Raw genomic sequence first — 13,452 nt, 5'->3', positions numbered from 1 at the left:
AAAAATAGGCTGAAATCTTCAGCCTATCTTACGATGCGAATCAACACGCACCATCTTTAATTTTACAGAATCAGTAAACTTATCTTACTGCTTCTGCCACACATGCATTAATGGTTCTTGATACTGCATTGCTCACAATCGTTGCACGTGCAGCAGGGTCAATTGCTGCAGTGGCTAAATCTACTGCAGTCACGTTTTGTGGTGCTTTTTCACTGACACAACCACAAATTTCCGCTTGAACATTTTGCTTTTGCGTTGGTGTCATAACACGTGTCGCAGTGTGCCATGCAGGAATGTTGTTTAATTCAGTCACACACTTGGCATTAATTGCAATTTTAATCGCCGCCATACCCAATTGTTGAGTTGCTGTCGGTGCAGTTGTCGTTCCTGTAGTAGTACCTGTAGTGGTGGTACATGCAGATAAAACCAAAGCGATAGGTGCCAATACAGCGAGTAGTTTTTTCATGGATATTTCCTGTATTTAATATTCAAGTCATTTGGGTGAAACAATGCCGCTATTGTGCCTAAACTTGTTTGGCGAAGGAATAGCTTTTTGCAATTTCTACATTCAAGTGCTTAGGCTAGAGGCTGTTGATAATTCTTCTATGTTTGCGACATGAGAGATATATCTCGCAACGTTTTTTAGCCGATATAAAGCATGAGGCAGGAAATTAGTCATTCTAAATGACTGACTCATAACGCAATAGCAGCAAAAAATATGCTTGTCCTGAAAGGCTGTGGCTAAAACTTTCTCAGATTGCGTTATGAAACTTGGCAATAGTCTCGCTATTCCCTGCGTTTCATGCCTGATCTGCTCAGTTTTAGCCTACAGCGCAAACTATTTATGAAATATCAACAGCCCCCTCAAGAACGCTATTTTTTTTGCAGCGTTGCAGATTTTCAACACTCCGTTGCAGGTGGATACTTTTTTCGCTACATGCTGTTGTTTAGCATGCAAGCACACTATTCGCCTGAAACACAACATGAACAGTTCTCATTCATATTACACCCGTACCGCACAAGTTTTACATTGGCTCATGGCGATTATTTTTATTGGTGATTCGCTTATTTTGGCGTTACACCCACCCTGCGCCACAACTGCCTGACAGCATGTCACCGTTGATGAAAACACTAGCGCATTTAGGACATCTAGGTCTGTATTTTATGCTGATTGCGATTCCAATCACGGACTGTTTGTTTAGCTGGAGCGTGGGTAAACCTGTGCCTGTGTTGTATTTATTTGAAATTCCAGCCTTGGTGGATAAGAACCCCGAACTATTAGCAATTGTTAAACCTGTGCATACTTATTTGTCATGGTTTGCAGGGGCAATGGTGGTTGGGCATATGCTTGCAGCACTTAAACATCACTTTATAGATAAAGACGATGTATTGCGTAGTATGACGCAACAAGGTAAATAATTTTTAAAGCTTGAGTTTAAAGCGATTCAAATCGTTCTCCCACAAAAAAGCAGCTTAAATTAAGCTGCTTTTTTGTAGTCTAAGCTAATCTAAATTCAGTTTAACTCATCCCAATGCTTGAATTTGCTCAATCCATTTTTGCTTTTCTTCAGCCGAAATAAATGAAGCTTCAAAAGAATTAACCGCCAATTGTTTTAATTCAGCATTGCTTAAATCTAAAGCTTGGCTAATAGCAACAAAGTTATCATTCATATAACCACCAAAATAAGATGGATCATCTGAATTAACTGTCACTTTAACACCCTGCTGCAATAAACGGCGGATGTTGTGCTGTGCCATATCATCCACTACGCATAGCTTTAAATTACTCAATGGACAGACCGTGAGCGGCATTTTCTCTGCAATTAGACGTTGCATTAATACAGGATCTTCTTCAGAACGCACACCATGATCAATACGGTTTACTTTCAGTAAATCTAATGCTTCCCAAACATATTCGGCTGGCCCTTCTTCGCCTGCATGTGCCACGACTAAAAAGCCTGCTTCACGTGCTTTGGCAAAGACACGTTCAAACTTTGAAGGTGGATGTCCAACTTCGCTTGAGTCCAAACCCACTGCGATAATTTGATCTTTATAAGGCAAAGCCTGTTCAAGTGTGGCAAATGCTGCATCTTCGCTTAAATGACGCAAGAAACACATAATTAAATTTGAACTGATGCCTAATTTTGTTTGCGCATCATCACAAGCACGTTGTAAGCCATTAATCACGGTTGCAAATGCCACACCACGCTCGGTATGGGTTTGCGGATCAAAAAACATTTCGGTATGTACCACACGGTCTTCAACACATTTTTCAAAATATGCCCAAGCCAAATCGTAAAAATCTTGCTCATGCACCAACACTTGTGCGCCTGCATAATAAATATCTAAAAAAGACTGCAAGTTATGAAAGTTATATGCTTGTTTGACTTCTTCTACGGACTGATAAGGGATGTCTATTTGGTTGCGCTGCGCAATGGCAAACATCAATTCAGGTTCAAAAGTACCTTCAATATGCACATGCAATTCTGCTTTAGGTAATGCACAGATTAGCTCAAGTTGATTCATGTTCTGTCCTTTTTGCTATTTTATGGGAGAATATTAAAAAATTGATCAAAATAAAAAAGGGTGCAAACTGAGTTTACACCCCTTTTCAGTTTAAGAATATTAACCGCCAAACATGGCAAATTTTAATGCCCAAAGTGCAGCAATAATCCACACCATATAAGGTACAGACTTGGCTTTGCCAGTGAGTAGTTTAATCAGCGCATAGCTAATAAAGCCCATAGCGATGCCATCGGCAATAGAATAAGTAAATGGCATGAACACGACTGTTAAGAATGCAGGCACGGCTTCGGTGATGTCATCCCAATCAATATGCACAATGCCTTGAATCATCAACACACCCACAAATAACAAGGCAGGTGCAGTCGCAAAACCTGGTACCGATTGCGCAAGTGGTGCCAAGAACAAACAGGCAATAAACAACAAGCCAACAATCACTGCGGTTAAGCCTGTACGACCACCCGCTGCAACACCTGCAGATGATTCAATATACGGCGTTGTTGAAGATGTACCCAATGCCGCACCTGCAACAATTGCAGAAGAATCGGCAAAAAGTGCTTTTTTCAAACGGGGTAATTTACCATCTTGCAACAAGCCTGCACGGTGTGAAACACCCACTAAAGTACCTGTAGAGTCGAATAAATCGACTAAGAAAAATACGAAAATTACGCCAATTAAACTTGCTGTAAATAGACCTTCAAAGTCCATTTGCATAAAAGTAGGTGCAATAGATGGAATTTCACCAACCACACCTTTAAATTCGCTTAAACCTAAAGCTGTTGAAATAGCAGTCAGCACCAAAATACTGATGATAATTGCACCACGTACTTTAAAGTGATGCATTACTACAACCATTAAAAAGCCAAGTAGCGCTAACAGTACTGATGGTTGTTTTAAGTCACCCAAGCCCACCAAAGTCGCAGGATTATCAACAATAACACCTGCATTTTTTAGGGCGATTAAAGCTAGGAATAAACCAATACCACCGCCAATGGCTAGTTTTAATGACATGGGAATGGCATTAACAATGGCTTCACGGATTTTAAACATGCTAATGGCAATGAAAATAATCCCTGATACAAAAACTGCAGCCAAAGCCGTTTGCCAAGGCACACCCATGCCTAAACAAACCGAGTAAGTGAAATAGGCGTTTAGCCCCATGCCTGGTGCGAGTGCGATTGGGTAATTGGCAACAATTCCCATCACCAAGCAGCCAATAGCTGCGGCTAAACAGGTGGCGACAAAGACAGCTCCATGATCCATTCCTGTTTCAGATAAAATCATCGGATTGACAATAATGATGTAACACATGGTTAAGAATGTGGTTACACCCGCCAAAATCTCGGTACGGAATGTGGTCTTGTTTTCGCTTAATTTGAATAAGCGCTCAAGCATTCCCGCTGAGGATGGATTAGGAGTCGTCATGACCTAGCCCCTGTAAATAAACTGAATTTGCAGCATGACGCAATTTTAAGTCAGCACTTAAAAGCCTGTGTCAGTTGCGGCAATGGATTTGCCCAATGAGCATGTAAAATTACATGAAAAAGATAAACTTAATTCACAATCAAGCATTTGATTTTATCAAAATCAAAAATTCGGAATGCTAAATAAAAAAGCCGCATAAATTTTATGCAGCTTTGTTCATCTTTTTTTTACTTCAGTCACTCTCAAAAGTAATACCTTTGAGTTGTGATGAAGCAGTTTCAATTGGCAAATTATACCATAGGGATTTTTTAAAAATTCTAGTTTTTTGAATTAAAGATAAAATTTTACGATAAAGTGAAGCACACAAAAGTGTGATGAATAAAGCAATTACCACACATTATGTTAGAAATTTCTACGCTTATTCTGTGACTTGCAAAATCTGTGGTGTAGCCGCTTCTGTTTTTTCTAGCGATAAATTTGCAGATTCAGTCAAAACTCGGTTCAGTTCTGCCTGCTTTCGCGTTTCCTCTTCCAAGTAAACGAGATAACCTAATAAAACGACCAACACCACCAAAACTGGCACAAGAATGTGTTTCATGTCATTTACTTTTATTGAACAATTTTCATACATATTAGCAAAAATTATGCGCGGTGTAACTCTTAATACGCCCCAGTCAAAATTTGTGCTTCAGCGATCAAACTCAATCTATTACATTAAGCCATTGTATGAATGGTATTTTTAAAACGTTTCCAAGATACATAGAAAAATGTTGTTGCAATTGCGATTAACCATAGAAAGGAAGGCCAGACCACATCCAATCCTGCATTTCGGTATAAAATTGCTTGCGCCAATGTTACAAAATGCATTGTCGTTGCAATCAACATGATATTTTGAATAATTTCTGGCATGCTTTCTCGTGGTGTACTTGCCCCAGACAACATTTGCAAGGGAATCAGAATAAGCATCATCAGCAAACCGAATTGCGGCATCGATTTAGACACGGTTGCCATATATATACCCATTGAGGTTGTTGCAAATAAGGTCAGCAAGGCTCCAAAGAAAAATAACAGCAAACTTCCTTCTATGGGTACCTGTAATGCCCCCTGCACCACTACTTTTAAGCCTAAAAAAGCTGCTAAAAGCACCACAAGGCTCATCGATAAAACCTTTGCCAGCATAATTTCAAAAACCGTGACTAGCATAACCGTTAAATGCTTAATGGTGCCATATTCTCGCTCACGAATCAGTGCACAAATGAAATGTGGAAAGAGGCTTCAAAGCTCTAGTGCAAAATAAGCCGAAAACTTACATGTGTACACCACTGTGTACATATTTTTAAACTATAAGCGAATTTATGTATCTTTAAGAAAAGCAATAAAAAAGCCCTAAATCGTTATAATTCAGAGCTTTATTACTTATATGAAGTTATGTAACAACATATAATTTTAATGTATTGGTAGGCATATCCAGACTCGAACTGGAGACCTCTACGATGTCAACGTAGCGCTCTAACCAACTGAGCTATACGCCTAAAGTGCTTCGCATCATATTCAGTTTTGATTTTTAAGACAAGTCCTTTCTGTGTTTTTTCAACACATCCGAGCAAGTTTTAAGCAAATCAAAAAACACCTGCTCTGAAACACGGTCATGTTCAGGCGCATAAGAATATTGTTGATAGCACACGCCTAAACGCTTAAATGCCTCTTGTTCATTTGCATCTACCTGCGCTGCTAAACGCTGCATCCACACACTCACTGTTTCTGCATCCTGTTTTTGCAACTGAGCGGGCAATCTTTTAGAAAATTTGTCTAAGGCACGATTTATGCGAGAACCTTGCTGACGTTTTTTCCAAAAAATCCAGCCAAAATACCCTGCTAAGATCATGAGAATACTTGAAACCAACACCGCTGCCAAAGCATAGTTTGAGTGCAGCCCTAAGCGTCCAAACCAGTGACGCTGTGACTCGGCATCATAACCCACGACCTTGCTTTGCCATTGATAACTTGCATAATCACTCCACACCCGTAAAGAACGAATAAAATTAGAATGTTGGTATTGCCACATTTGTGTGTCAGCACCCAAAACGGCCCGATCATCTGCCATTAGGTTTTGCATACCATCATCTATACGTTGAGGTGCAATGATGGCTGTCGGGTCTATGCGTACCCATTGTTGATTGAGCAACACTTCTGTCCAAGCATGTGCATCTTGCTGTCGTACTTCCCAGCTTTGTCCATCGGGTGCAAGTTCCCCACCCTGATAGCCCACGACTACACGCGCTGGAATCCCGACATAACGCATCAATAAGGCAAAACTTGAGGCATAATGTTCACAAAAACCTTGCTTACTCTGAAACAAGAATTCATCGACTCGGTTTTGTCCGAGCATTCCAGGTTTTAAGGTATAACTAAAGCCATTATTGCGATACCACTGCAATACATTCTGCACGTAGCGTTCAGGTTGTTGCTGACTTTGAGCAAACATCTGCAGGGCAAATTGCTGAGCTTTTGGGTCAGATTGCGTCTGTACCTGAACATTTAAACGCTGGCTAAAGCGTCGATAACGCTCGTTCTGTGCATCATCCCCTTGAATACGTGCGGATTCCCCAACCCACTGCAAAGCAATCGGTTGAATCCGACCATTTTGACGCTGTGGCACCATACTCCAATCACGGCGTAATACATAACCGTGTTGATTCGGTACAGATTTTTCCAGCGCCATAATCCACTGTGCACGTGGGTCTGCTGCAATATATTGATACTGAAAATCGACTTGCTCTGGCTGTAATTGTGCTGCCTGAACGGGTTGTTGATTGCTAAAATTGCTTGTCCATGTGCGACCATCATATTGATCAAGTACCATCGCCCGCCAATATAGTTTTGAACGTGGCGGCAGTTGCTGCATATTCCCCACAATACGAAATGCCAAAGCAGAAGATTGTGATAATTCGGCAATATCGCCCGGTGACATCGTGTCACTAATACCTGTCACGCCTTTGGCATCAGGAATAGGTACATGCCACAATGGCGGTAAACGTGGAAAGAATAAAAACAATAATAAAAAGAATGGCAAAGCGTATGCGATAAACTTGGCGACATTTTTAAGGTCATGCTTTGCATCTTGCCTGCTCGAATGACGCGACGCATAATCTGAAAATGCACTTTTTTGAATCCGATATAACCCAATTAAACAACTGATTAAACATAGAATGACCAACACGGTCATCCACATGCTCTGGCTGTATAAAAATGAACTGGCGCTCACAAAAAGCGCAAAATTAAATAAAATAATCAGGTCGCGCTGAGTATGACTTTCTAAAGCTTTGGCAAACAAAAAGGTGCTTAATAAAGCAACCCCTGCCTCTACACCAATCAGGCTTTTATAACTCAAATAAATGCTGGCTAAGGCACAACAGGTCAATCCATAAGTCCAAACTTTAGAAATACGCGCTGTCTTGTTTTTATAGTGAAGATACAACAGCAACAACATGAGTCCGAAAATGACACTCAATGCCACAGGGCTAAACAGCATGTGAGCAGCCAAAATTAAGATCAGGCTAAGCAGAATAGATTGCTGAATCGAATTGTGCATGATCATCAAGCCTGTGCCAAAAGAATTTTTGCCTGTTTCAACTGCCGCTCACCTACGCCTTTTTCAAGGGTCGCATGTGGCAAAAACATCGCATAATTCAACTGTTGTTGTTCACATTGCTCGGCCAAACCCATCATCAAACTTAATTTTTCTTCGTGGGTCGGTGCAGGCATGTGTTCATAGTGAATGTCGATACTCTGTTGATCCTGATATTGTTCAAAAACTTTGACATATAAGCCTTGCCCTCGTGCCGCTTGCTTCCACGACACAGCTTGCAAAGAATCGCCCAATTGAAAATCACGCAGCTCACGAAACTCGTCTAAATCAGGTTGAAAGCTGTGTTGATGCTGTTTATTCTCTGCGCTATACATGGCGGCTTTGGGCGCAACCCACGCGGTACGTGTCAAATTCAAATAAGTCCACGCACGTACCAAGCCAAAAGGATAAACCGAATAAATGTGTAAATGAGGGAAATTAAACTGCCCACGTTGCTCCGCAAAAAATGTCAATACATACTGCTGCTGGGTGTCTTGAATAAGAACCTTTTCTAATTGATGATTGGCTTTAATCCATAAATAGCGTGCCTGCGCGACCTCTTGTTTGAAATGCAATTGTAATTGCAATACTTCGCCCACTTGCCCAACTTCAGTAGTCACAATTTCTATCTCTAATTCATGCAACTGCTTAAAGGTCAAATAAAAGCTGATACATAAAATGGCACTGATCAAAAAGCAAAAGCCTAAAATCAGGTTATTGCCATAATTCACGCCTGCAATAAACGTGATCAAAATCAGCACTAAATACAGATAGCCCTGTTGGTAAATAAAAACCAAAATATCTTTTTGTTTTAAGGCCTTGTGTCGATCAAATTTAAAACGTGTCTTGATCCAGTTTTGCCATGCCTGCTTAAACATGCGTGTACTAACTCACTTTAACCTGTTGCATCACATACAAAGTTTCTGCCTCACTCAATCCAATACGATGTGCAGCAACTGCCACAAATACCGCTTGAATATCATCGGCAGTGACAAAACTACGTTGCTCAATTAGAGCATGTGCTTGTGCTGCTTTTTTCAATGCCAAAACACCACGGGTAGATAATCCGTGACGCGCTTTACGGGTTTCTGTGGCTAAGTCGAGTAAGTAATCTAGCGCGGTATCTGACACATAAATTTCCGTGACCAATTGCTGTAAATTTAAAATTTCTGTTTCAGTAAAAATATGGGCCAAACTGGCAATCAGCGCATGTCTGGAGTTTTGTTGCAGCAACATTTTTTCAGCAAAACGCGATGGATAACCCAAAGACAGACGCATTAAAAAACGATCAAGCTGTGATTCTGGCAGCGCATAAGTACCACTTTGAAACAGTGGATTTTGTGTGGCAATCACCCAAAAAGGTTGCGGCAAGCTATAACGCACACCATCCACCGTAACCGCGCCTTCTTCCATCGCTTCCAACAAGGCACTTTGGGTTTTAGGCGAACAACGGTTAATTTCATCTGCCAATAAAATTTGGGTAAAAATAGGGCCTTGCTTAAACTCAAATTGATGTTCTTTTTGATTAAACATATTCACGCCAATCACATCACTGGCCAGCATGTCATTGGTAAACTGAATACGCTGAAATTGCAGACCCGCCAAGTGCGATAAGGCACTCGATAAAGTCGTTTTACCTAATCCGGGTAAATCTTCAAAAAGCACATGCCCGCCCGCCAACAAACAACTTAACGCCAATTTGGTCTGCTGTTCTTTATCTAAAATAATGGTATTTATTTCAGTCAAAAAAGCCTGAATTTTTCCAGCATAAGATTCAATCTGTGCATTGAGCTGTTGCTGCGCTTGCGTCAGTTGTTGTTTTTGAACTTTTTCTGTACCCCAAATCACAGTAAATCCCCTTATCCCCAATAAAAAACGGCGCATGTTTAAACATACACCGTTTTGCTAAATTTCCAAAGAAATCCTCGAGATATTCTAAACTGCCTAAAAAAGTAAGTTTTAAACAGCTCGTATCTCTATACGTTTCCATCGTGATACGGGATTAACACGGACACTTTTTCAAACCACCTTTTGCCGATGGATAACGCGCATCGACACAGTAGCGATAAAAAGTCTTCGGATCCATGGCTTCTAAATCTGGATGATGCTTACGCATGTGTTCCAAATAATTCTGATAATCGGGTACACCGACCATTAAACGAAAACTTTGTTGCAAACGCTGCCATAAAGTAGCGATACGCGACCAGTTTTTCGGATTCAGAATCAAATCCTTTTGCGACATGATGGTCATTTTAATGATGTTGTAAATCACCGTTTTACCTTGTTGGGCAAATTTAAGCTTAATCATGTGCTCACTCCTAATGACCGCTATTCGGCTGAATCGTTTCAGGATCGCGATAAATCGCTTCGGCTTCATGTACGGTTGGCGTTGGATTTGCCAATGCACGACGAATCACCCCAATGGCAGCGAACAACATCACAAATGCCACAATCATAAAGAAACCACATAACACGGCATTAATTTGATTGGACATCACAATGGTTTGCATTTCAGTCACTGTTTTAGCAGGTGCTAAAATTTCATTACGTTGAATTGCTGCACTAAAACGATCCGCTTGCGCCAAGAAACCAATTTTTGGATTGTCATGGAAAATCTTTTGCCAGCCTGCGGTCATTGAAGTAATGAACAAGAAAACCGTTGGGATAATCGTCACCCAAACATATTTTTCTTTTTTCATTTTAAACAGAATCACTGTACCTAAAATGAGTGCCATCGCTGCCAAAATTTGGTTACCAATACCAAACAGTGGCCATAAGCTGTTAATACCGCCTAAAGGATCGACCACGCCTTGGTAGACGAAGAAGCCCCAACCAGCCACCGCAACTGCTGTGCCAAGCAAGTTACCAAAGAAGTTATGTGAATTTTTCACTGCAGGAATAACAATACCTACAGTATCTTGCACCATAAAACGGCAAGCACGTGTGCCTGCATCTACTGCAGTTAAAATAAATAAGGCTTCAAATAAAATGGCAAAGTGATACCAGAATGCCATCATCGAGCGGTTATTAAAAATCTCAGTGATAATATGTGCCATACCAATTGCAAAAGTTGGCGCACCACCAGTACGTGACAGAATCGAACTTTCACCGACTTCTTTTGCCAAAATGGTTAAAGCTTCTGGAGTCACTACAAAGCCTAAATTTCGTACCGCTTCTGCCGCACTTTCCACCGTTGTACCTAAAACTGCAGTGGGTGCATTAATGGCAAAGTACACGCCTGGGTCTAGCACCGTGGCACAAATCATTGCCATGATCGCCACGAAAGACTCCATCAACATGCCGCCATAACCAATCATCCGAATGTCTTTTTCGTTATTGACCAGTTTTGGCGTCGTACCTGAAGACACTAAGGCGTGGAAACCTGAAATCGCACCGCAGGCAATGGTAATAAATAAGAACGGGAACAATGAACCCGCAAACACTGGCCCAGTACCATCAATAAAATGGGTCACCGCAGGCATCTTCATTTCAGGCATTGCAAACACAATCCCGACAGCCAAACCTGCAATAACACCAATTTTTAAGAAGGTCGATAAATAATCGCGTGGTGCCAATAGCAACCACACTGGCAAAACTGAAGCAATAAAACCGTAGGCAATTAAACACCACGTTAATTCTGTGCCACTTAAAGTAAATAAAGGCCCCCAGAATGGATGCTGTGCAACATTTTCGCCATAAATAATACCCATCATCATCAGTACAAAACCAATAATGGACACTTCGGCAATTTTCCCTGGGCGAATAAAACGCATATAAATACCCATGAAAATTGCAATTGGGATAGTGGCTGCGATACTAAATACACCCCACGGACTATTGGTTAAAGCTTTCACGACAACCAAAGCGAGTACGGCGAGAATAATCACCATCACGCCCAGCGCACCCAGCATGACAATCACACCAGCAAATGAACCCAACTCTTGTTTTGCCATTTCTCCCAAAGAACGCCCATCACGACGTGTAGAAATAAACAAAACCAAAAAGTCTTGGACTGCACCTGCCAACACCACCCCGACTAAAAGCCAGATCGTGCCAGGTAAATAACCCATTTGTGCTGCAAGAATAGGCCCAACTAAAGGGCCTGCACCTGCAATCGCGGCAAAGTGGTGACCAAATAACACACTTTTATTGGTGGGCACATAATCTAAACCGTCAGCCAAACGATGTGCGGGCGTTAAGCGTCGCTCATTTAACTCAAATACTTTGGTGGCAATAAATAAACTGTAGAAGCGGTATGCAATGCTATAGACACAGACCGCAGCTAAAACTAACCAGACTGCATTGACGTGTTCGCCTCTACTGACTGCCAATATCCCAAAAGATACTGCACCCAATATAGCGACCAAAAGCCATATAATTTTTGAAGTCAGACCTGACTTCGGTTGAACTGTTTCCATGTCAATCTCTCTTCTTGTTACATTTTTTAAGCGTTACTTTTATTGTCGAGATTTAGGGGCTGTAGACACTTCGTCTATGTTTGCGACTACGCATATTTTTTAACTGATATAAGGCATGAGGCAGGAAATTTAGTCATTCTAAATGACTGACTCATAACGAAATAGCAGCAAAAAAATATGCTTGTCCTTCGCTGCGCCTTGCACTGCAAACAAAGCAGTGCTTGTTTTTGCTAAGGCTGTCGCTAAAACTTTCTCAGATTGCGTTATGAAACTTGGCAATAGTCTCGCTATTCCCTGCGTTTCATGCCTGATCTGCTCAGTTTTAGCCTACAGCGCAAGCCATTTATGAAATGTCTACAGACCCTTGCTTTAATTCCTAAATCCTTGGTTGATCCTGCTCCTTTTATTTTGATGTCTGCTGCCCTTACATCCATAGTGTGCGCTACCGTACACTTAAATGGAGCACCAACAGTTTCCTATACTTTTCACCTATTCTTTTACCACATAATCAAATCAACAAAAAAGGGGGATGACGCGAATCATCCCCCTCTTTTACTTATGATTTATCAATAAATCATTATGCGCGTTCTAGGTATTCACCTGTACGTGTATCTACACGAACGCTTTCTTCTTGCTGTACGAATAAAGGAACACGTACCACTGCACCTGTTTCTAATTTCGCTGGTTTACCGCCACCACCAGAAGTATCGCCACGTACACCCGGATCAGTTTCGACAATTTTTAATACCACGAAGTTTGGTGCGTTTACAGTTAAAGGCACACCGTTAAACAACATAATGGTACATTTTTCGTTTGAATCATCTTTTAACCATTTTGCAGCATCGCCCATTGCGGTTTTGTCAGCAGCAATTTGCTCAAAAGATACAGGATCCATGAAGTTCCACATTTCGCCATCGTTGTAGAGGTATTCCATTTCTACTTCTACAATGTCAGCTGCTTCTAGTGAATCACCAGACTTAAATGTTTTTTCTAAAACTTTACCAGAACGAAGGTTACGAAGTTTTACGCGGTTAAACGCTTGACCTTTACCTGGCTTTACATATTCATTTTCCATGATTGAACATGGGTTACCATCAAGCATAACCTTAAGGCCTGACTTGAAATCATTCGTAGAATAATAGGCCATGACTGGCACACTCCAAACTGACTAACTTAACTATTTATGTTACAAAGCAAATGACCAACGCAGCTTTGCGATGCTCGCCATCTTGCAACATCTTTTTTCATCGGACGTATTGTAAATGAGCAAGCCATAACGAAGCAATGAAAATCCACTACCGATCACCTCAAGATATCAGTAAAATCAGCTGTTTTGTAATGATTCTGATTCAAAGCGATTAATCATTCGCGGCATTCACGCTCAATGAACAAAGAATTCATCTACGCTAAATAGATGTGTACTTGGTTCCTTTCACCTCATATTTAAATCTTTTCTGG

The 13,452-nt window shown here is 41.0% G+C and carries 10 protein-coding genes, 1 tRNA gene and 2 pseudogenes; 1 reads left to right on the top strand and 12 read right to left on the bottom strand.

Annotation, left to right across the window (positions count from 1 at the left end; genetic code table 11):
• Positions 1-79 precede the first annotated feature (79 nt).
• On the bottom strand, positions 80-466 hold the full coding sequence (locus FTT78_RS01005; RefSeq protein WP_004971594.1) for a hypothetical protein: 387 nt from the start codon (positions 464-466) through the stop codon (positions 80-82).
• A gap of 517 nt (positions 467-983) precedes the next feature.
• Here FTT78_RS01005 and FTT78_RS01000 point away from each other — a divergent pair.
• Positions 984-1,419 (top strand): annotated as a pseudogene (locus tag FTT78_RS01000) (cytochrome b).
• Between the two features lie 105 nt (positions 1,420-1,524).
• Here the strand turns inward: FTT78_RS01000 and FTT78_RS00995 are convergent.
• From FTT78_RS00995 to efp, 11 genes and pseudogenes are all read right to left on the bottom strand, one after another.
• Positions 1,525-2,526 carry an adenosine deaminase gene (locus FTT78_RS00995; protein WP_096901064.1) on the bottom strand — a complete coding sequence of 334 codons (1,002 nt, stop codon included), beginning with the start codon at positions 2,524-2,526 and terminating at the stop codon, positions 1,525-1,527.
• A gap of 99 nt (positions 2,527-2,625) precedes the next feature.
• Positions 2,626-3,948 (bottom strand): NCS2 family permease, encoded by a 1,323-nt coding sequence (locus FTT78_RS00990; RefSeq protein ID WP_096901065.1) that lies wholly within the window; start codon positions 3,946-3,948, stop codon positions 2,626-2,628.
• A 418-nt stretch (positions 3,949-4,366) separates the two neighbouring features.
• Positions 4,367-4,546: a hypothetical protein gene (locus tag FTT78_RS00985; protein ID WP_004971601.1), complete on the bottom strand. Its 180-nt coding sequence runs from the start codon at positions 4,544-4,546 to the stop codon at positions 4,367-4,369.
• A 116-nt stretch (positions 4,547-4,662) separates the two neighbouring features.
• A pseudogene (locus FTT78_RS00980) lies at positions 4,663-5,199 on the bottom strand (ABC transporter permease); the annotation flags it as partial.
• A 204-nt stretch (positions 5,200-5,403) separates the two neighbouring features.
• Positions 5,404-5,480 (bottom strand) — tRNA-Val (locus tag FTT78_RS00975).
• Between the two features lie 32 nt (positions 5,481-5,512).
• Entirely contained in the window at positions 5,513-7,540 is a 2,028-nt protein-coding gene (locus FTT78_RS00970; protein WP_179989321.1) for a DUF3488 and transglutaminase-like domain-containing protein, read from the bottom strand.
• A 5-nt stretch (positions 7,541-7,545) separates the two neighbouring features.
• Positions 7,546-8,454, bottom strand: coding sequence for a DUF58 domain-containing protein (locus FTT78_RS00965; protein WP_167845921.1), 909 nt, complete (start codon positions 8,452-8,454; stop codon positions 7,546-7,548).
• Positions 8,455-8,461: 7 nt separating this feature from the next.
• Positions 8,462-9,421: a MoxR family ATPase gene (locus tag FTT78_RS00960; RefSeq protein WP_096901148.1), complete on the bottom strand. Its 960-nt coding sequence runs from the start codon at positions 9,419-9,421 to the stop codon at positions 8,462-8,464.
• 157 nt (positions 9,422-9,578) lie between these two features.
• Positions 9,579-9,884 carry a YbdD/YjiX family protein gene (locus tag FTT78_RS00955; protein ID WP_171324790.1) on the bottom strand — a complete coding sequence of 102 codons (306 nt, stop codon included), beginning with the start codon at positions 9,882-9,884 and terminating at the stop codon, positions 9,579-9,581.
• A gap of 10 nt (positions 9,885-9,894) precedes the next feature.
• A complete protein-coding gene (locus tag FTT78_RS00950) occupies positions 9,895-11,994 on the bottom strand; it encodes a carbon starvation CstA family protein (protein WP_131261139.1) in 2,100 nt (699 codons plus the stop codon).
• Between the two features lie 577 nt (positions 11,995-12,571).
• Entirely contained in the window at positions 12,572-13,141 is a 570-nt protein-coding gene (gene efp / locus FTT78_RS00945) for an elongation factor P (protein WP_004971615.1), read from the bottom strand.
• Positions 13,142-13,452 lie beyond the last annotated feature (311 nt).

The sequence above is a fragment of the Acinetobacter sp. YH01011 genome (assembly GCF_013420785.1).
Classification (GTDB): domain Bacteria; phylum Pseudomonadota; class Gammaproteobacteria; order Pseudomonadales; family Moraxellaceae; genus Acinetobacter; species Acinetobacter towneri.
The sequence above is the reverse complement of the archived record's forward strand: the minus strand, read 5'-3'. Positions and strand labels throughout refer to the sequence as shown.